Raw genomic sequence first — 20115 nt, forward strand, 5'->3', positions numbered from 1 at the left:
ACTGAACTCGTTTTTCTTATACACCAGCTCCTCTTGTGGCTTTCCTTAAGTAGTGACGGAGCTTAGGTGATATTCTCCAGTAAATAATTTTCAGTTTTAAAGAATCAGAACTCCTAAGTGCTAGACTTAGATGTGTTTCAAGCGCTTTACTCACAACCGAAGTTTAGTAAAAAACAGTTTAGCAATTCTACGAATTGAAAAACTGTTTTTATATAATATTTTACCCAATCACACTTCCGTTTGGAACAGATGGATCTACTGTCAAGACAGTGAGTTTGCCGTCATGTTCTGCGGAAAGAATCATACCTTGGCTGACATATTTTTTCATCATCTTACGTGGTTTGAGATTAGCCACGACTTGAAGTTTTTTGCCGACCAATTCTTGTTCATCTGGATAGAATTTAGCGATACCTGAGAGAATTTGGCGGTCTTCCCCGTCGCCAGCGTCAAGACGGAAGCGAAGCAATTTGTCTGAACCTTCGACTTTTTCCACTTCTTTAACTTCAGCGACACGGATTTCAACCTTGTCAAAGTCGTCAAATTTGATTTGGTCTTTTTCAGACTTAAGTTCGACCTCTTCTGGGTTCCATTCTTTCTCTTGTGGTTTGCCTGCGTTCATTTGAGATTGGATGTAGGCAATTTCTTCATCCATGTCAAGACGTGGGAAGATTGGTGTTCCTTTTGAAACGACTGTCACATTCTCTGGGAAACCTGAAAGTTCGAGATTTTCAAGGTCAAACTTCCCTGACAATCCGAGCTGTTCCATGATAGCATTTGAAGTGGTCATCATGAATGGTTGGATCAGGTGAGCTACCACACGAAGACTAGCTGCCAAATGAGCCATCACTGCTGCCAATTGTTCCTTGTCACCATCTTCTTTGGCAAGTACCCAAGGAGCTGTTTCGTCAATGTACTTATTGGTACGTGAAATGATATTCCAAATGACATCTAAGGCGCGTGGGAAGTCCACAGCATTCATTTGTTTGTGGAATTCTTCAATATTTTCAGCCACAACCTTAGACAAATCAGCATCAAAGTCTGTAACGTTCTCAGCATAGTCAGGCACTTGACCACCGAAATACTTGTTAATCATGGCAACTGTACGGTTGAGGAGGTTCCCAAGGTCATTAGCCAACTCGTAGTTGATACGGGCCACATAGTCTTCTGGTGTGAAGGTACCATCTGAACCGACAGGAAGACTACGCATGAGGTAGTAACGGAGTGGATCAAGACCAAAACGCTCTACCAACATTTCTGGATAGATCACATTTCCTTTAGACTTAGACATCTTACCGTCTTTCATGACGAACCAACCGTGGGCAACAAGACGTGTAGGCAATGGCAGATCAAGAGCCATAAGGATGATTGGCCAGTAGATTGAGTGGAAACGAAGGATATCCTTACCAATCATGTGGATAATTTCGTGGTTTTCATCATTTTGCCAGAACAAATCAAAGTTACCATGCTCATCCTGACCATAACCAAGGGCAGTGATATAGTTGATAAGGGCATCAATCCACACATATACCACGTGTTTTGGATCTGATGGTACTTTAACTCCCCAAGTGAAGGTTGTACGTGATACCGCCAAGTCTTCCAAGCCTGGCTCGATGAAGTTTTTAAGCATTTCATTCATACGACCATCAGGTTGGATAAATTCTGGGTGTTCTTTAAAGAAGGCAGTCAAACGGTCTGCGTAGTTGCTAAGTTTAAAGAAATATGATTCTTCAGAAACTAGCTCCACTTCATGTCCTGATGGAGCCACACCACCAATGACATTACCTTGCTCATCACGGTAAACTTCTGCCAACTGACTTTCGGTGAAAAATTCTTCATCTGACACTGAGTACCAACCTGAATATTCACCAAGGTAGATATCCCCTTGTTCCAAGAGACGCTCGAAAACTTGAGCAACAACTTTTTCATGGTAATCATCAGTCGTACGGATGAATTTATCGTATGAGATATCCAAAAGTTGCCAGAGGTCCTTAACACCAACAGCCATACCATCCACATACTCTTGTGGTGTGATTCCTGCTTCTTCAGCTTTTTGTTGAATCTTTTGGCCGTGTTCATCAAGCCCAGTAAGATAGAAGACATCGTAGTTCATCATACGTTTGTAACGTGCCAAGACGTCACAAGCAATGGTTGTATATGCAGAACCAATATGTAATTTACCAGATGGGTAGTAGATAGGTGTTGTGATGTAGAATGTTTTTGTCATTTTAATTTCCTTTCATGTGTTAACAAATGGGCTAACACTGATGATATAACATCTTATTATAGCACGTTTTGGACACTAAAAAAACCAGACTAGCTGGTTTTAAATAATATTAATTTGCGAGGAACATAAGATTCACTTTGAATGACATTCGCAACTTAAAAGCTTAATATTAACCTTTTCAACTCCCTATCCTTCTTAGAGAATTTATCATAGTCAGATTGTAATTTTTCCTCTTTTGCTTTGGACAAGCGTTTGAAGGTCCGCACAGAATGAATTTCCCCATCTCCATCATAGCTAATAATTGTTAGTCTGTCTCCTATTAACTTATAACGATAAGTCCTTTTCAACTCTGATTTATACCTTTTTCTATATTCTTTTATGTCTCTCTCAATTCCCGACTCAGTTTTAAGAGGAGCACCCTTATAGTATTTTCTTAGAAGCTTACCAACCATATCTTCATATTCTGAAAGTGTCCAAGTATGCTTAAGACTCCTTGACCAAGCGTCACAGTCGAAATTATAACCAGTCATATAATCTATCTTATAAACATAGCCTTCGCCATTACTTAAAAAATAATCACATGTTTTTAAATGATTGCCTCTTACTTTAACAAAGTCTCGAACATATATATCGATGGATTCATTATACTCTAAAACATCAACCATCTCTTTCTCATCTTTGTCATAATAATAGTGAGATTCAATTAGATAGGTTCCCTCAGGAATTTTACCTCTTTGCAGGTGTATAAAGGCGTAAGAACCTAAGGAAAGTGCCAATAGAAGTATTGTCCCAACTAGAGAAACTATTATGATTTTTGCCTTCTTAGACAATCCTGTTTTAGGAGTCCTAACTTGTGAAACTGGTTGTGTCACCTGTTCTCTGAGTTGAACTTGTGGCTTGACTTTCTCTACCTTAGGCCCTTGAGAAATAAAATCGCCACTAGCTTTAGCCTGTTGGATTTCTTCCGCTGTCGGTTGTCGATTATTGATTATTTCGAAATAGTCTAACCACTCTTTTTCATTCATGATAGTACCCCCTTCCCATTTCTACTTTCATTTTACCAGAAAAATACCTTCTTAAACGCTTTTCATAAAAGAAAAAACCAGCTAGGCTGGTTAGTATTACAATCAATGTTTCTTGTTACCTGGTTTGGTATCATGAAAATAGCTAGTATCTAGTTTCTCTGCGTCCTTATATAGTACAGGTGAATAAATACGTTCCTCCATCAGATTACCCAGTTGATCGTATTTATAAATTGTCAATTTTTTATAGTGTTTAGGACCAAATTGCTGATAGTTTACTCTTCCTTGGAGAGACTCACTGTACTCATCAACGATTTTATTTTTTAGAGTCGCAGAATCAGACGCTGACATTTGCCTACCAGCTGCAAATCTGCTGTCAACATAAGATTCTACTTCTTTACGATACTCTGCAAGAGTTTTTGTCGGTTTAAGCGTTTGGTGAAAAGCTTCAACATGGAATTCGGTTCCTATCTGATAACCAGCTAGAGAGTCACTACTTAACGCTCCTTCTTTAGGATAACTATAAAACTTCAAAGTTCTCCCCTTAACCTTAACAAAGTCTGCAATCCCATCTCCGTAAGTATCATGTTCCCTATTAAATGCTTCCTCATCGTATCTAGAAGAACTATAAATATGAATAGATTCAAGTTGATAGGTTCCATCAGAAATTTGATTAGAACCATATACACCCAACAATACAAAACCAGTTATAAGGGCCATAGTCCCCCAAATAATTGAGATGGTAATCAAAGTACCTTTCACACCCTGAAGCCCATCCTGATTGTCAAGCTGTAAATCTTGTTGAGTCATAATTTCCTCTTTTCCACTTAAATTTATTTTATCTGGTATCAAAGAAAAAACCAGCTAGGCTGGTTTTAAACATTACTAGTTTTGAAAGAGCTTTTTATCAGCTCTAACATCACGTTCATAGTCATAATCTAATTTCTTCACGTCATCCTCTGATAGGCGTTTGAAGCTTCTTTCTTCTGTAAGTTTACCTTTCTTATTATAAGTTGTGACGATTAATTTATCACCCTTAACCTTGTATCGAACGGTCTCTTCGAGAGATTCTTTGTAGGATTTAACGTAAATCTTTTTACTTTCATCGTTATCAGCCTTAGTTCGATATTCACTTATTTTGTATTGATTATCTACTGCCTGGTCAATGACTTTCGTATATTCAGATAGTGACATGTTTGGTTTAAGCGTTCTAGACCAAGCATCTGGACGGTATGCTTCGTCAGTATCATAGTCTGTAAAGTCAACCAGATTGTTCCCGCCAGCTAAGGTATAAAAATAAAATTTAACATTGTTCCCTTTGACTTTAACAAAATCATGAGCCTCTAGGCCACTTTCCTTGAAAGATTCCATACCATCAACCATTTTCTTCTTATCTTTATGGTAAAAGCGATAAGTTTCAAGTAGATAGGTTCCTTCAGGTATTTTACCACCTTGCAGGTGCATAAACGCATAGCTACCAAATGAAAGTGCCACTAGGACAATCGCTCCCACCACAGAAGCAATAATAATTTTAGCTTTCTTAGACAAGCCTGTCTTAGCAGGAGCAACTTGTGAAACGGCTTGTGTCACTTGATCACTCAACTGAGATTGTTGAGGATTAACACCCTCGTCCTTAGACTCTTGAGAAATAAATTCCCCATTAGCTTTTACTTGTTGGATTTCTTCCTCTGTCGGCTTACGATTATTGATTGTTTCGAAATAATCTAACCACTCTTTTTCGTTCATAAAAGTCCCCTTTTTCATTGATATTTCCATTCTACCAGAAAAAAGACTCCAAAGCTATTTGACTATTTTCATAAAAAGAAAAGCGGTACCAAGATGGAGTTTTAGCTCTCCTTCTTGTACCACTTTGCTCATTTACATCATTGGCTGATTAAATTTTATCAATGCCTTTTTTGCTGCTTTTACTATCGTCAGAGCCTGATTTAGAACCACTACCATAGTCATCGCTGTAACCATAACCGTAGTCACCTCCATAACCATAATTAAAGTAATCCTTATACTCGTCGTACTGATCACTATAAGTCTTCAATTCTTTCTTATAATCTTTAATTGCATCCTTATAATCATCCCAACGCTCTTCAGCATCCCCCTTACTCATACGCTTAAAAGTAACACGGGATTGAAGCTCTCCATCCTTGTCATAAGTAGATAGCGTATACTCGTTACCTTTTTTGACGTAAGTTCGTTTTTCTTTGAGAGATTTCTTGTAAGATTTTACAGATTCTTTAACGGCTTCTTTTGTAGCGTCTTTAGTGTAAAAAGAATAATCCTTAGACATATCTTTCATGAAGTCTTTGACTGTAGATTCAAGCTCTTCAACTGTTAAAACTTCTGTCTGAGTTTTATTCCATGGATCGAACTGCTGAGGGATTTCATGTTCATACTCTAACAAGCTAACATAAGGTGATTTATTGTCCTCGAGATAAGAATAGTATCTAGATCTATTATTTTTTACTTCTACAAAGGAGTAGACATCATCAAATTCATCGAAAGCATTTACCATCTTATCTTTATCTTCATCACGATAAGAATAGGCCACTACCTCATATGTTCCATCCGCAATCTTACCTGACTGATAACGCCATAATGAATAGCCACCAACAGAAAGTAAAATCACTGCCACAGCACCCAAGACTGATGCTAGAATAATCTTGGCTTTTTTTGACATTCCTTTTTTAGCAGGTACGACTTGTTGGAAGGTTGCTGTTGTTTGGGCAAACTGAGGCTGTTGCGTCATAGAAATAACAGGTTCAGCTGGTTTAATATTTCTTGGCTCATTAGCCTGTCCAGTTGCTCCAAAGACATTAGGTCGTTCAAGGATAAACTCGCCTGCTGCTTGAGCTTGAGATAACTCTGCGGGAGTTGGTTTACGACCGTTGACTAATTCAAAGTACTCAATCCACTCTTGCTGGTTCATAATAATCTCCTTTTTTATTGGTCTACTGTTCTATTGTACCAAAATAAATGGTGAAATAGTATTTGACAATTATCATAAAGACTGTAAGGTTTTTTAATAAAACATTTGGCTATGATTCTCGATAGTAAAGAGGTGCTTGGTCGGTAAGTAGTTCAACGCCAGATGAGAAAATCACTTTCCGTTTGCCAATCAAATCTACTCTCTTTTACAAATTTATATGCACCTTCGTAATCTAAATGAAGGTCCTCTGCCTCACTCGAACTCAAACGCTCAAAAACTCTTCGAGAAGAAATATTTCCGTTCGTATCATAAACATTTATTGCGAAGCCTTTAGGTCTTTTCTCGTAAGTACGTTTTCGTTTCAACATTCTTTTATAATCTTCAACACACTCACTAGTAGAAATCTCTCGCCATTTTCTAAATTGACCACCGTCTTTATTGAACTTTTGAAGATTAGAATGGACCTTATTCCCATATTCTGAGGGTGTTAAATCCTGTTTCAAAGTCCCTGTGCGTGGATCAAAAGTCTGTGGGAGCTTTTCATCGTGTTCTAATAGATCAACATCAAGCTCTCCATCACCAACAGAATAAGAATAATATTGAGCTTTCATGTCTTTCACATCCATAAAGTCTTTTAAAAATAAGTCTCCATTCTCATATTCGGGCATATTATCAATTAATTCCTTATGTTTTCCCCAAGGCGTCTCATATTTTACCATCTGATAGGTACCATCTGGAATATAGTTCTGTTGATACTTCCAAAATCTTCCCTCTCCTATGGCAATCAAAACTGTCGCAACAAGTCCTAGAAAAACAATAATCCCAATCTTCCATTTTTTTGCCTTAGTCATACCTCTCCCCTCCTTATTGGCCTATTCTTCAATACTATTTTACCAAAAATAGAGAGGAAATCTGTGACTTGACTACCAAAGAAAAAGAGGTTGAGAACACATACTCTCAAACCTCTTTTCATCTATTTACTTTTTAAGATCCTCAGCACCTATAACTGGGTATTCAGTCAATCCTGACGCTACTGCTTCTTCAACCTTGTTTGATTCTTCTGATTTTTTCTCAAGATCAAACTTAGGTGCATCTTTTTCATAAGCATTAATGATATCAGCTACAACTGGGTGACGTACGACATCGCTAGCAGAAAAGTGAACAAAATCAATAGCCTTGATTCCCTTCAATTTCTCCATGGCATCGACAAGACCAGATTTAACACGACGTGGAAGGTCAATCTGACTCATATCCCCATTGACAATCATCTTAGAATTAAACCCAAGACGAGTCAAGAACATCTTCATCTGCATGATGGTTGTATTTTGCGCTTCATCAAGGATAACAAAGGCATCTTCGAGGGTACGACCACGCATATAAGCAAGAGGGGCAATCTCAATAATTTCACGTTCCATTAGGCGAGTCGTTTGCTCTTTGCCAAGAATTTGATAGAGGGCATCATAAACTGGACGAAGGTAAGGATCTACCTTCTCCTTGAGATCGCCAGGCAAAAAGCCAAGACTTTCACCTGCCTCAACTGCTGGACGTGTCAGAACTATACGTTTAACTTGACCACGTTTAAGAGCTATAACTGCAAGGGTAACCGCTAAAAAGGTCTTCCCTGTACCGGCTGGACCAATCCCAAAGACCACATCATGATTTTTAATGCTATCAACATAGACCTTTTGTCCTAAAGTCTTCACTCGGATAGGCTTACCACTATTGTCCTTGATAATCTCTTCTTCATATAAAGCAACAAACTTATCAATTGAACCATCTTGAGCCATGGTCAAGGCTGCGACAACATCTGATGTGTTGACTAGCATTCCACGCTCCACTAAAACAAGGAGGGCTTGAATGGTCAAGCGAGCCAATTCAACACTTTCCTCGTCATCTCCAAGAATCTGCACACGCTCTGTTCGAGCATGAATGATAACATTTAGGTTTTCTTCGATAAGTTTTAGATGGCGCTCATTGGTTCCAAAAAGTGATAAGACATCATCTGGGTGATTTAGGGTAATTTCAACAGAATACTCTTGCAAATAGAGTTCCTCTTTCTTAAGTATTTTTATCCATTATATCAAAAAAATCACGCCAAGCGTGACTTTTTATTATTCTGACTTATTCATTAAATGACACGTGAACGTGGTCATAGTGGTTTTCAGTAACGCTACCACGGTCTGGCATTTGGTTCCATGTGTTAGCTGGTCCGTAGATATTATCTACTGGTGCGTAGAATTGTTGTCTGTAGATGACATATGAGATACCTGCATTTGAGATATTGTCTACAGCATATTGAGCGACTTGATTACCAACTTCTGAACCAACTGGTACCATAACGTCAACGGCAAGTCCTTTACCATGGTCTTGTGGGTCACCTTCACGGTAACCACCGATGTCAGTAAGACCGAATTGTGCTGCTACATCTTGACGGAAAGCTTCAGCTTGTGGTTGAAGGTGTGGATCCGTTGGAAGTGTATTTGTTGATGCAGGTTGTGCTGCTGGTGCCTCTGAAGCCGCTGGTGCCTCTGATGCTACTTCTGATGTTGCTGCTGGCTCTACCACTGGCTGTTCTGCTGGCGCCTCTGAAGCTGCTGGTGCTTCTGAGGCAGCTTCTGATGTTGCTGCTGGCTCTGCAGCTGGTTGTTCTGCTGGTGCCTCTGAAGTTGCTGGTGCTTCTGAAGACGCTTCTGATGTTGCTTCTTCTTTTACTTCAGGTTGTGCTGGTGTTTCAGCAGCTGGAGTAGTTTCTGCTTCAGGTGTAGCTTCTGCTGACGCAGTTACATGATCAATAGCATCAGCAACTGGTTGTTCAGTTTCTGCGTATGCTGGTGCTTCTGATGCTGATGCGATAGCTTCTGTTACTTCTGAAACAGCTTGAGTTGATTCTTCTGTAGCAGGTGCTTGAGTAGCTGTTGTGCTTACTGTTTCAACTGGAGCTGTCAAGTCCGCTGCAACTACAGATTGACCATTTACAGTCACTTCGTTAGTTGTCAAATTAGCTTCTGCAACTACAGGTGTGGTTGATGTTTCTGAAGCTGGAGTTTCAACTTTAACAGAGACTGCTTGATTATCAGAATTGTAAGTTGCTGTCAAGACTGTTCCAGGGTAAATCAAATCAATGTTTGTAATTTGGTTGATGTTAGCCAAAACGTTCACATCGATACCCATTGCTTCAGCGATACTTCCCAAAGTATCACCGTATTGAACTGTATAAGTTTGTTGGTTATCACTTACAGCGATATCTGCTTTGATTTGATCTACTGAACGTGCTGCCCAGTTTGAAGTGTCATCGGCATGTACGTGACTTGCAGCAAAAAGTGAAAGTGCTGCGGTCGAGTAAAGAAGAGCCTTTGTTGTTTTAGATTTTGATAACATGTATAATTCATTCCTTTTTAACAATTTTAACATCTACAATAATATCACACTTTTTGTCAAAAGAGGGGTGATTTACTACACTTTAAAGCAATTACTAACTAGTTGTAACAAGCCTAATTTATTGAAAAAAAGCTGATATATTTGTAAAAAATTGTAATAATTCATCCCATTTCAAATGGTAATTACTTTTTAAAGAAGATGCTAAAAGTCATTATGCTTATCGTAAACTTAGTCACTATTAATGGGCTAGATAATCTTCCCAAATCTGGTCAAACTGCCCTAGATTAAAGGAAAAGCTAGCTTGATCTTCCAAGTAACGACTGACTTCTTCAAAGTCATCGGTATGCTTCGGGAAGGTTGAATCTTCAAAAGCCAAATCAGCCAAGATTGCTACTGGTTCATTGGATTTGGGATTACGCTGAGCCATCAGCCAAGTATAAAAGGATTTTCTCACGCCTTCTCCTAACCGATTAATTCTGTTCCAAACTGATCTTGTTTGATTTTTTTTGCCTTCATCAGACCACCTAAGGCTTTTTTAAATTGACCCTTAGAAATACCGAAGGTTGCCTTGATATCTGCTGGTGATGACTTGTCATTAAGTGTCATAAAGCCACCATTGCTCTCTAAATAGGTCAAAATCATCTGAGCATCATTTTCGAGCATTTCAAAAGAACGTGGTTTAAGAGAAAGATTGAGGGTCCGGTCAACTTCTCTGAACCCAATCACACGCGCTTCAAGGACCTGACCTAAACGTGGCTCCGCATAACGTTCTGATGGATGGATGAAACCAAGCATGTTATTCTCTGGCAAATAGACAAAAGTTCCTGACAATTTGAGACGGTAGGCAATAGCTGGCCATTTTTGGTTTTGCATATTATCGTAAGCAGGTCCAGCCATACGTTGAAAGACCTCAGGTTCAGCAGGAAGTCCCCAAATACGGTCTTTTTTGTCAACATCGAGTTTGATGTAGAGTTTATCCCCCTTCTTAGGCCAAAGCTCTTTGAGTTCTGGCAAAACATCGAGAGAGACAACAATCTCCTTATCTGGAATTCCTACGTCTACAAAGACACCCAAATCCTTACGAACTTCAGTGACCTCTCCCCAATCATAAGAATCGCGAGTTGCCTTGATTTCCTTTTGAGTCAGACGTGATTTTTGCTTGCTATCTGTATAGGCGAAGCCTGTCACCATGTCACCAATGGCGTATTTCCCTTCTTCTTTAGACAAGGCAAAAGTCACACCGTCCTTTTGTACAAAGTAAAATTTATCATTTTCATCAGTTACTAGGGCAGTAATGATCGTTCCAAGTAATGTATTCATCTTTTTCCTCTAAAAAGAGAGTCGGACAAGGAAGCTAACATAGTCCATGCTCTTTTGCTTCTGTCCCACTCTCCTTATTTTTCTATTGATTAAACAGTAAGGAGTTCTTTTTCCTTTTCTGCTGTCATGCTGTCAATCTTCTTAACAGCGTCATCAGTTGCTTTTTGGATATCTTTTTCCAAAGCCTTCAATTGATCTTCTGTGATTTCTTTGTCTTTTTCTTGCTTCTTAGCTTCATCCATAGCATCACGACGGATGTTACGGATAGCGATTTTAGCATTTTCGCCGACTTTTTTCACTTCTTTAGCCAACTCTTTACGTGTTTCTTCTGTAAGTGCTGGGATAACCAAGCGCACAACAGAACCATCATTAGCTGGGTTGATTCCAAGGTCAGATTCATTGATAGCACGTTCGATATCAGCAATTGAACCTTTATCAAATGGTGAAATCAAAAGGACACGTGCTTCAGGAACCGTGATTGAAGCCAATTGGTTAAGTGGTGTTGGGGCACCATAGTATTCTACAGTGATACGGTCAAGAAGTGATGCATTGGCACGACCTGCACGGATAGATCCAAATTCACGGGCCAATGACTCGTGTGAGTGGGCGAAACGTTCTTTTGCTTTTTCAATAATTGCGTTTGTCATAAATTCTCTCTTTCTTATTTGTGTGATTCTGCTTTGTTAGATACAGTTGTTCCAATTTGTTCACCAAAGATAACACGTTTGATGTTTCCTGGTTCGTTCATGTTGAAGACAACAAGGTCAATGTCATTATCCATTGAAAGGGTAGAAGCTGTAGCATCCATAATTTTCAAACCACGTTTAATTACTTCCACGTGTGTCAATTCGTCAAATTTAACAGCATCAGCGTTTTTACGAGGGTCGTCATTATAGACACCATCAACACCGTTTTTAGCCATAAGAATAGCATCAGCTTCGATTTCAGCTGCACGAAGAGCCGCTGTTGTGTCTGTTGAGAAGTATGGTGAACCAATACCTGCTGCAAAGATAACAATACGACCTTTTTCAAGGTGACGAAGGGCACGACCACGAATATAAGGCTCTGCCACAGATTTCATATCAATCGCTGTTTGAACACGTGTATCAACACCGAGTTGTTTCAAACTATCTGCCATAACAAGGGCATTCATAGTTGTTCCAAGCATTCCAGTATAGTCCGCTTGAACACGATCCATTCCTGCTTCAGCTGCAGGTTCACCACGCCAAAGGTTACCACCACCGATAACTAGAGCAATTTGAATACCTGAATCCGCTACCTCAGCAATTTCTTTAGCCATAGCTTGGACAGTTGGAAGATCAATCCCAACACCTCGTTCACCAGCTAGAGCTTCACCTGAAAGCTTAATGAGGACACGTTTGTATTTTGGTTCTGCCATGATTTCTCCCTATTAACTATTTTGTTTTATGATTTGATTCTTAACTGAGATTTATCTTTCCTAAGTCATCCATTACCAGCCTTTTAAGGTGGTTAAAGGGGCTCATTCGAGCATCTCCTTTTTATGATTAGGATAGGAAAATGGTTTCTTTTTTGCAAAGAAAACACTAAATCTTCATCCTTACTATTTTATCATAAATTAGGGTTTTCACCTAGTCAAATATTTAAAAAATATCCTTACAAGATGACCGTAAAGGTGATGGTGTCATTTTTATAAGAGGCAAAGATTCGACCTTTAAATAATTTGACCATGCTTTGAGCCATGGAGAGGCCAATACCAAAACCTTTGTGTTCCTTGTTATTATGGGATTCTTCGATACGATAAAAACGCTCAAAAAACTTACTATAGTCAACAGCCTTACCATCTTTATAGGTGTTTGACACTTCTAGACGAGCCCGTTTTCGTGTTCTTCCAATCTGACGGAGCCTTACGGTAACTGTTCCTTCTGGATCACAATACTTGTTAGCATTATCCACAAGGAGGGTTACAAGTTCAAAGAGAGACTTCTCCTCTGCTTTCACATGAATATCCGGTGTGATGTCCATAACGAAAGATTTACCATCTCGGACGACAGGCCCCTTAAAGTCCTCTGCGGCATCCTCAGTAATATAGGAAAAATCTACATCTTGAAGAACAATATCCGGCTGCTCCTCCAGACGAGATAGGGCTACAAGAGAATTGATTAGAGTGGTCAAACGTGCCACCTGGTCATTCGTCGACTTGGTCCACTCATTCTCTCCAGTCATGAGTTCTTGTAGCTCCGTATTAGCAGAAATAATGGCCAATGGTGTCTTTAATTCATGACCTGCATTGGTGATAAAACGTCGCTATTTTTCGTAGTTTCGAATGAAGGGACGAATGACAATTCCTGATAAGGCACTGACAATGATGACAAAAAAGATAAAGCCAAACATTGATAAAAGGATAGAAAGACTTAACAAGGCTTGGGAAGAATTATAATAAGAGGTCGTGTCCAGAAAGACCACAAGGATCTTATTTTTACTGACTTTACTAACCTGATAACTGAGATTAATAGTTTTTTCTCTAATGGTTCCAAGAGTACTCGTCATTCGGCTAGCTGCACGGGCATAAGTAGCGGCCTCTTCATCATTTATCAAGGAAGTATGGCTGGTATCCTGACTGACCACTTCATCACCAGACAAGATCACGCTGAAAAAACGAAAACTATCTGATGGAATTTCACGCCCTTGATTGGTCTCAATTTTTTTCGTTTTTCCGAAACTACCATTATTTTCTGTAAGTGTGTTGAGAACCTTACTAATTTCCTGCTCCGTCTGAAAGGACCTTACAGTATTGATGATTCCCACCGTAAAGACCAAGATAAAGAGGATAGCCAAGGAAGCAATCGTAATAAATTGAAGTCGTAAACGTCTAAACATGGGCTACTCCTCTCTAATTGGCGAGAAGGCAAAAGTCGCCACCTTTTTCACCAAGAATGCTGATGTCGGCCTGGATGGCTTGCAATTTCTGACGCAGATAGGAAATATAGACCCAGACAATCGACTCGTCCACATCTTCCTCATCCTCCCAGATGGTCTTAAAAAGGTGCTCAGTCGTTAATTTCTTGGCAGGATTGAGCATGAAGTGGGCCATTAACTTGGTCTCTCTGCTTGAAAGTCGAATGGCGTTCCCAGCTACCAACTCCTGCTCTTCTTGGTCCAATCGAACAGAACCAAGAGTCAATATTTTGGCAGTAAAGCTCTCACTCACACGACGCTCTAATGAGCGCAGACGCGCCAAAAGTTCCTTAAGAGAGATTGGCTTGGTCAAGTAATCGTCTGCCCCAGCATCAAGCCCGGTCACGCGGTCATCAATTTCAGCCATAGCTGTCAACATAATGACATGCGTCCTGTCCCCAGAGGAGCGAATCTCTTTTAGGGCCTCGATACCTGTTTTAATGGGCATCATAATATCCATAATCATCACTTGATAGGCATTTTGTGCAGCTAAATCAACAGCCTCTTGCCCATTGAAGGCTTGATCTACCTCATAACCCTGATGCTCTAGGGCTGCCCTATAAACTCGAGAAAGAGCCTCTTCATCCTCAGCTAGTAGAATTTTCAAAGCCATTCTAGTCCCCTCCTTCTTGAATTAAGTTACGGATGGTCTGCATGGTCAAATCGCATGAAGCTAATTCATCCGCACAGCGCTTAAGCTCACGGGTAATCATTTCTGGATTCTTGATGTCGTGCTTGTACTTCATCTGATGCTCCAAACTGGCCCACGAATCCTGAGCAATGGTCCGAAGCTGAACCTCAACAAAATAGGTTCCTCTCTCATTTCCTAGCACATCTGGAAACTCGGTTTCTACTTCCAAAATGAGATGGTAAGAACGATAGCCATTGGGCTTAGCATTTAAAATGTAATCTTTCTCGTTATAGATAGAAACGCCAGGGATAGCCTTGATGACATCAATAGTTTTGTAAATATCATCAACAAAACCACAAACAATTCGAATCCCAATACTGTCACGAATTTCCTTGAGAGCAGATTGGCTGGTTTCAGGCAAATTTTTCCTACGACACTTTTCACGCATAGAATCGCTTTCTTTGATTCGTGAAATAAAATGTTCATAGAGTTTAAAACCTGTTTCTTTTTTGCTAGTAATATTGGCCGCAATAATCGGGTCTGTTATTTCTTGTAAAATCTTGGGGAGATACTGAGCATATTCCCCATAAATACTTGGAGTTGACATATAAACCTCCTCTAATAGCGTTTCCTAATTATAGCATAGTTAGGCTTAAAAATAAGGAATGAGCCAGACAAGAAGGACTCTAAGGCTAAGAAAAAAATCCAGCCGAAGCCAGATTTATTTTGCTTATCTAAGTTAAATAGCACAAGGCTATGCATCAAGTGATTTGACAAAAGGCCAGTTGCCTAGTTTGTGTGTTTCGTAGGTCAAAACCTTATAACCACATTGTTTGTAGCCATTTTTCTCGTAGAAAGGTACATTGTAATCGCGATTGGTAATCAAACCAAGACTGTGACCTCCTGTACTACCTACAAAAGGTTCAACCCCTTCAAGCAAGAAACGACTCCCTATCCCTTTTCTTTGATAATCTGGAGTCACCGCCAACATCATCAAGTACCAGTCGTATTCTGCAGAATCTTCCAAATGTCTTTCGGACTCTTCAACAAAGTTAAAATACTTGAACAACTTAGTGATGCTTATAAAACGGAAAAGCTTGGTCGCCCCATTTTGAAGATAATTAAGCATAGAAATCGTCTGATGCTGTAAAATAGCTGCCGCAACAATGCGACCATCCTTTTCAGCCACCAAACATGAGTCCCGTTTAATCGCCAAACGCACCAATATTTCCTGCAAGGCTAAGACAAATTCCTGATACTGTTCAGGCTTCTTTAAATTACTGGCAATCATTGAAAGATAGGGGTAATCTTCAAAGGCATCTGCACATACTTGTGCCACTTCCTGAACTTCGTCTAGTCTTGCTTTGCGATATTGCATCTTAATCTCCTAATCTGTCTGTTTTTTTCAGTATAACACAAAACGCATGACTGACAGTCATACGTTCTATGGTTTTTTGTAAAATCTTATAATTTTATAAGAAAAGTTTAGGCAACTTCTTCTGTAAATTGACTATTATAAAGATCAGCATAGAAACCATCTGCTGCCATGAGCTCATCATGATTTCCTTGTTCAATAATATTCCCATCTTTCATCACAAGGATAAGATCAGCATTTCTAATAGTTGATAAGCGGTGAGCAATGACAAAGGAAGTCCGACCTTCCATAAGTTTGTCCATGGCTTTTTGAATCAATTCTTCTGTTCTGGTGTCAACAGATGATGTCGCTTCATCCAAGATAAGAAGAGGGGCATCCTTCAGAAGGGCACGTGCAATGGTCAAGAGCTGTTTCTGACCAACTGATAATGTCACAGAGTCATCCAAATAAGTGTCATAACCTTTTGGAAGTGTGGTGATAAAGTGGTGAACACCGACAGCCTTGGCTGCAGCAATAACTTGCTCTTCAGAGATATTTTCTTGGTTGTAAATTAAATTATCACGAATAGTACCTTCAAAGAGCCATGTGTCCTGAAGCACCATAGAGAATTGATCATGGACAGTTTCACGTTTCATGTCGCCAGTATCCACACCGTCAATGGTGATATGGCCTTGATCGATGTTATAGAACTTCATAAGTAAGTTAACAATAGTCGTCTTACCAGCACCTGTTGGACCAACAATCGCAATCTTTTGACCTGGCTTAGCAAGAGCTGAAAAATCATGAATAATAGTCTTTTCAGGAGTATAACCAAAGGAAACATGATCAAAGACAACTTGACCTTTAGTATCTGTCAATTCAGCTGTCTTACTTGATTCGTCATCCATATCTTTTTCTTCCAAAAATTCAAAGATACGACCAATAGCTGCAGTGGCTGACTGGAGTTGCGTAATCCCTTGTGCAATTTGAGAAAGAGGTTGTGAGAAAATACGAACATAAGTCATGAAGGCTACCACATCACCAATAGTCAAGCTACCATCAATAACCTTAATAGCTCCCACAAGACAGACCATGACGTAACCAAAGTTCCCAATGAAAATCATAAGTGGCATCATAATACCTGAGATAAACTGAGATTGCCACATCGATTTATAGAGCTTATCATTAAGCCCCTTGAAAGCTTGACTACTTTCTTCAGATGCATTGTAACTCGTTACAACTGCTTGACCTGTGTAGATTTCTTCAATATATCCATTAATGTTAGCCAAATTTTCTTGTTGACGTTTGAAAAGGGGTTGTGAGAAACCCATGATGAAGGCTACTAGAACAAATCCTATCAAGACAAAACCAATCGCAGTGAAAGCCATAGTGACATTTGAGTAAAACATCATAATAATGGCTGCGACCAAGAGAACACTTGAAGTAATTAGGGTACCCAGACCTTGACTAAGCGATTGTCCCAAAAGGTCAACGTCATTAGTCACACGAGAGAGGATGTCCCCTTGAGAATGACTGTCAAAATAATTAAGAGGTACACAGTTGATTTTCTTTTGGATTGCTGTACGGAAACGTTGTGAAAAGCGTTGTGTAACCGTCGCAACCGTAAAGCTTTGTAAGTAACCCACAATCGCTGAAATGGCATAGAGAACAGTCAAGGTCATAGCAATACTTGCCACCTTATCCAAATCAATACCTGGAATCGTCCCCATTTTGGTAGGTGTAATACCTTCAGTAATAGTATTGGTAATTTCTTTAAGCTTATCTGGTCCAATAACTGTAATGACTGCTGAAACAATTGCTCCAACAATCGCAAGGACAAAGGGAATTGGGAAACCTTTAATATAGGGTTTTAAGCGTTTATAGGACGATGTTTTTGGCTTATTTTCCATTTTCTAACTCCTCCTTAGACAATTGTGAATAAGCAATTTCTTGGTAAACCTCATTGTTAGCCAAGAGTTCCTTGTGGGTTCCTTGCCCGACTACTTTACCTTGATCAAGTACCAAGATTTGATCAGCATCCATAATAGTAGAGATACGTTGAGCAACAATCAACTTGGTCATATCTTGTGTTTTTTCAGACAATTCTTGACGCAGTTTACGATCGGTCTTATAGTCCAAAGCTGAGAAGGAATCGTCAAAAATCAAGATTTCAGGCTTACGGGCAAGTGCACGCGCAATAGCCAAACGTTGCTTCTGGCCACCTGAGAAGTTAGACCCAGCTTGAGCCACTTCTGCCTTAAGTTGGCCTTCTTTATTTTCAACAAAGTCTTTTCCTTGAGCCAATTCGAGAGCTTCCCAAATCTTAGCGTCATCTATAGGACTATTATTGCTCGTTCCCATTGTCATATTTGACGTGATATTACCTGAGAAAAGCACAGCCTTTTGTGGAATATAACCGACTATATTGTGCAAGGTTTCGTGGTCATAATGTCGTACATCCACACCGTCAACCTTGATAGTTCCTTGCGTGGCATCATAAAATCGTGGGATAAGGTTGACAAGCGTTGATTTACCAGATCCAGTCGAACCAATAAAGGCAACCGTGTCACCCTTTTTAGCTTTGAAGCTAACATGCTCCAAAACAGGCTCTGAAGTTTCAGAATAACGGAAGGAAACATCATCGAATTCGACAGTGCCCATGTCTTTAGGTTTTTCAGAACTATTTTCAGGGTAAGAGACTGAAGATTTGGTATCTAGAACCTCATTGATACGGCCAGCTGCTACAACGGCACGTGGAAGAAGGAAGAAAACGACAATCATCATCATGAATCCCATAACAACCTGCATGGCATAAGACGAATAGACAACCATATCTGAGAAGAGATGGACCTTGTCTTCCATGGCACCAGCAATTTTCGTTGGATCTGTTGGAATCTTAACATCTTCAATGAGATGCGCACCAATCCAATAAATAGCCAGTGTCAACCCGCTGGATACAGCAGTCATTACCGGTGTTAGCAAGGCAAAAGAACGACCGATAAAGAGGTTGTTTTGAGTCAAATCAGTATTGGCCTTTTCAAATTTATCCTCTTGATAACTTTCGGCATTGTAGGCACGCACCACACGAATTCCTGTAAGAGATTCACGCGTTACGCTATTCAGTTTATCGGTCAGAGTTTGAATCAAGCGTTGCTTAGGCATAACCATAATTAAGAGGAAGAGCATGAGAACGGCAATCACTGCCACAGCGACAAGCAAGGCAAGGAGCCAATTTCCATTTTTATCGGCAATCTTTGTAATCGCCCAAATGGCCATGATAGGCCCCTGTGTAATGACCTGTAGTCCCATGGTCAGTACCATCTGTAATTGGGTAATATCATTTGTCGTGCGGGTCAAAAGACTAGGAATGGAGAATTGCTTAATCTCTGCATCCGAAAAATCTAGAACTTGATGGAAGATATCATCACGAAGACGGGTTGTAAAACTTGCTGCTGTTCTGGCAGCTAGGAAACCAACCACTACTGAGGCCATAAAGCCCGCAAAGGACATTAAAAGCATTCGCATCCCTGGGGCATCTGTATTCCAGGTAAAAATATCCGACGCCTTAGTCCCCTTGGTTGATAAGAGAGTCGTAATGTCAGACATATAGTCTGGAATTTTCAAGTTTAGATAGACATTCAAACAAACAAATATCACAGCTAAGACAATCATGCTTAACTCTTTTGCTGTCAAACGTTTAAAAATTTTAAACATAAGTTACTCCTTATTTTTCTCTAAATTCTTACGAATTTGGTGAAAGACTCGAAAGGCTGTTTCAGCATCTTCTTTCGAAATACCATCTAACAACTGTTCATGGATAGCCTCTCGGAAATGTCCAACATCTTTGGCCTTCTTTTTACCCAAGTCTGTCAGATGAACATACTTGTAGCGTTTGTCCTTGTCAGATGTCACCAATTCAACAAAACCATTTTTCTCCATACGTTTGACCAGATTACTAGCCACAGACTTGGAAATAGATAGTCTTTTCTCGATATCTTTGATAAATATTTCTTTATCTTGGTTCTCAAACAAGTACCTGACAGCAAATCCTTGTGGGCCGGCTAAATGTTCAACACCGTGGACCTTCCCTAACTCTTGCACGCGAGATTCCATAGCATTGATGATTTCTCTGAAGTCACTAAAAGGATCTTTTCCATGCATCGCAAGTTCCTCCTTGAATAATTCTCATGGAAACTATCTTAGTTCTTATGAGAACTATTGTCAAGAAAAAAGTTCTTATGAGAACTAAAAAAGAGTGAGAAAGAAAATTGCTTTCCACTCTTACTCCCGTAACTGTGATTATTAAGG

18 protein-coding genes and 1 pseudogene are annotated in these 20115 nt (G+C 39.7%); all 19 read right to left on the reverse strand.

Going from position 1 to position 20115, the window contains the following annotated elements; all coding sequences use genetic code 11:
* Positions 1-220 precede the first annotated feature (220 nt).
* Entirely contained in the window at positions 221-2224 is a 2004-nt protein-coding gene (gene metG / locus HMPREF1517_RS04235) for a methionine--tRNA ligase (RefSeq protein WP_037599550.1), read from the reverse strand.
* A gap of 155 nt (positions 2225-2379) precedes the next feature.
* Positions 2380-3249, reverse strand: coding sequence for a hypothetical protein (locus HMPREF1517_RS04240; RefSeq protein WP_002890119.1), 870 nt, complete (start codon positions 3247-3249; stop codon positions 2380-2382).
* Between the two features lie 102 nt (positions 3250-3351).
* Positions 3352-4056: a hypothetical protein gene (locus HMPREF1517_RS04245; protein WP_050989605.1), complete on the reverse strand. Its 705-nt coding sequence runs from the start codon at positions 4054-4056 to the stop codon at positions 3352-3354.
* 75 nt (positions 4057-4131) lie between these two features.
* The gene (locus HMPREF1517_RS04250) at positions 4132-5010 is read right to left on the reverse strand and encodes a hypothetical protein (protein ID WP_037599552.1); all 879 of its coding nucleotides are present in this window, start codon (positions 5008-5010) and stop codon (positions 4132-4134) included.
* A 130-nt stretch (positions 5011-5140) separates the two neighbouring features.
* Entirely contained in the window at positions 5141-6187 is a 1047-nt protein-coding gene (locus HMPREF1517_RS04255) for a hypothetical protein (RefSeq protein WP_037599554.1), read from the reverse strand.
* A gap of 152 nt (positions 6188-6339) precedes the next feature.
* Positions 6340-7038, reverse strand: coding sequence for a hypothetical protein (locus tag HMPREF1517_RS04260; RefSeq protein ID WP_037599556.1), 699 nt, complete (start codon positions 7036-7038; stop codon positions 6340-6342).
* 126 nt (positions 7039-7164) lie between these two features.
* Positions 7165-8229: a PhoH family protein gene (locus HMPREF1517_RS04265; RefSeq protein ID WP_037599559.1), complete on the reverse strand. Its 1065-nt coding sequence runs from the start codon at positions 8227-8229 to the stop codon at positions 7165-7167.
* Positions 8230-8308: 79 nt separating this feature from the next.
* Positions 8309-9565, reverse strand: a complete 1257-nt coding sequence (locus HMPREF1517_RS04270; RefSeq protein WP_037599561.1) for a LysM peptidoglycan-binding domain-containing protein — start codon at positions 9563-9565, stop codon at positions 8309-8311.
* 238 nt (positions 9566-9803) lie between these two features.
* Positions 9804-10019 (reverse strand): YozE family protein, encoded by a 216-nt coding sequence (locus HMPREF1517_RS04275; protein WP_002885591.1) that lies wholly within the window; start codon positions 10017-10019, stop codon positions 9804-9806.
* An 8-nt stretch (positions 10020-10027) separates the two neighbouring features.
* Entirely contained in the window at positions 10028-10885 is an 858-nt protein-coding gene (cvfB, locus tag HMPREF1517_RS04280) for an RNA-binding virulence regulatory protein CvfB (protein ID WP_037599563.1), read from the reverse strand.
* Between the two features lie 89 nt (positions 10886-10974).
* The gene (frr, locus tag HMPREF1517_RS04285) at positions 10975-11532 is read right to left on the reverse strand and encodes a ribosome recycling factor (RefSeq protein WP_002885567.1); all 558 of its coding nucleotides are present in this window, start codon (positions 11530-11532) and stop codon (positions 10975-10977) included.
* A 14-nt stretch (positions 11533-11546) separates the two neighbouring features.
* Positions 11547-12284 carry a UMP kinase gene (gene pyrH, locus HMPREF1517_RS04290; protein ID WP_002885551.1) on the reverse strand — a complete coding sequence of 246 codons (738 nt, stop codon included), beginning with the start codon at positions 12282-12284 and terminating at the stop codon, positions 11547-11549.
* Between the two features lie 236 nt (positions 12285-12520).
* Positions 12521-13744: pseudogene (locus tag HMPREF1517_RS04295) on the reverse strand (sensor histidine kinase).
* 13 nt (positions 13745-13757) lie between these two features.
* Positions 13758-14435, reverse strand: a complete 678-nt coding sequence (locus HMPREF1517_RS04300) for a response regulator transcription factor (RefSeq protein WP_037599566.1) — start codon at positions 14433-14435, stop codon at positions 13758-13760.
* 1 nt (position 14436) lies between these two features.
* Positions 14437-15060 carry a GTP pyrophosphokinase gene (locus tag HMPREF1517_RS04305; protein WP_002890107.1) on the reverse strand — a complete coding sequence of 208 codons (624 nt, stop codon included), beginning with the start codon at positions 15058-15060 and terminating at the stop codon, positions 14437-14439.
* 147 nt (positions 15061-15207) lie between these two features.
* Positions 15208-15831: a GNAT family N-acetyltransferase gene (locus tag HMPREF1517_RS04310; RefSeq protein ID WP_037599568.1), complete on the reverse strand. Its 624-nt coding sequence runs from the start codon at positions 15829-15831 to the stop codon at positions 15208-15210.
* 107 nt (positions 15832-15938) lie between these two features.
* Positions 15939-17717: an ABC transporter ATP-binding protein gene (locus HMPREF1517_RS04315; protein ID WP_037599570.1), complete on the reverse strand. Its 1779-nt coding sequence runs from the start codon at positions 17715-17717 to the stop codon at positions 15939-15941.
* Positions 17707-19521 (reverse strand): ABC transporter ATP-binding protein, encoded by a 1815-nt coding sequence (locus HMPREF1517_RS04320; protein ID WP_037599572.1) that lies wholly within the window; start codon positions 19519-19521, stop codon positions 17707-17709. Before HMPREF1517_RS04320 ends, HMPREF1517_RS04315 begins: the two co-directional genes overlap by 11 nt.
* A gap of 3 nt (positions 19522-19524) precedes the next feature.
* A complete protein-coding gene (locus HMPREF1517_RS04325) occupies positions 19525-19968 on the reverse strand; it encodes a MarR family winged helix-turn-helix transcriptional regulator (protein WP_002890101.1) in 444 nt (147 codons plus the stop codon).
* Between the last annotated feature and the right edge of the window lie 147 nt (positions 19969-20115).

Source organism: Streptococcus sp. ACS2, from assembly GCF_000525585.1.
GTDB lineage: Bacteria > Bacillota > Bacilli > Lactobacillales > Streptococcaceae > Streptococcus.

Bases quoted from the DNA above. Each gene is read 5' to 3' on its own strand.
- HMPREF1517_RS04250 (WP_037599552.1), bottom strand. From the start codon at position 5,010: ATGAAAAAGGGGACTTTTATGAACGAAAAAGAGTGGTTAGATTATTTC.
- HMPREF1517_RS04255 (WP_037599554.1), bottom strand. From the start codon at position 6,187: ATGAACCAGCAAGAGTGGATTGAGTACTTTGAATTAGTCAACGGTCGT.
- frr (WP_002885567.1), bottom strand. From the start codon at position 11,532: ATGACAAACGCAATTATTGAAAAAGCAAAAGAACGTTTCGCCCACTCA.
- HMPREF1517_RS04325 (WP_002890101.1), bottom strand. From the start codon at position 19,968: ATGCATGGAAAAGATCCTTTTAGTGACTTCAGAGAAATCATCAATGCT.
- HMPREF1517_RS04245 (WP_050989605.1), bottom strand. From the start codon at position 4,056: ATGACTCAACAAGATTTACAGCTTGACAATCAGGATGGGCTTCAGGGT.
- HMPREF1517_RS04270 (WP_037599561.1), bottom strand. From the start codon at position 9,565: ATGTTATCAAAATCTAAAACAACAAAGGCTCTTCTTTACTCGACCGCA.
- cvfB (WP_037599563.1), bottom strand. From the start codon at position 10,885: ATGAATACATTACTTGGAACGATCATTACTGCCCTAGTAACTGATGAA.
- HMPREF1517_RS04320 (WP_037599572.1), bottom strand. From the start codon at position 19,521: ATGTTTAAAATTTTTAAACGTTTGACAGCAAAAGAGTTAAGCATGATT.
- HMPREF1517_RS04300 (WP_037599566.1), bottom strand. From the start codon at position 14,435: ATGGCTTTGAAAATTCTACTAGCTGAGGATGAAGAGGCTCTTTCTCGA.
- pyrH (WP_002885551.1), bottom strand. From the start codon at position 12,284: ATGGCAGAACCAAAATACAAACGTGTCCTCATTAAGCTTTCAGGTGAA.
- metG (WP_037599550.1), bottom strand. From the start codon at position 2,224: ATGACAAAAACATTCTACATCACAACACCTATCTACTACCCATCTGGT.
- HMPREF1517_RS04310 (WP_037599568.1), bottom strand. From the start codon at position 15,831: ATGCAATATCGCAAAGCAAGACTAGACGAAGTTCAGGAAGTGGCACAA.
- HMPREF1517_RS04240 (WP_002890119.1), bottom strand. From the start codon at position 3,249: ATGAATGAAAAAGAGTGGTTAGACTATTTCGAAATAATCAATAATCGA.
- HMPREF1517_RS04315 (WP_037599570.1), bottom strand. From the start codon at position 17,717: ATGGAAAATAAGCCAAAAACATCGTCCTATAAACGCTTAAAACCCTAT.
- HMPREF1517_RS04260 (WP_037599556.1), bottom strand. From the start codon at position 7,038: ATGACTAAGGCAAAAAAATGGAAGATTGGGATTATTGTTTTTCTAGGA.
- HMPREF1517_RS04305 (WP_002890107.1), bottom strand. From the start codon at position 15,060: ATGTCAACTCCAAGTATTTATGGGGAATATGCTCAGTATCTCCCCAAG.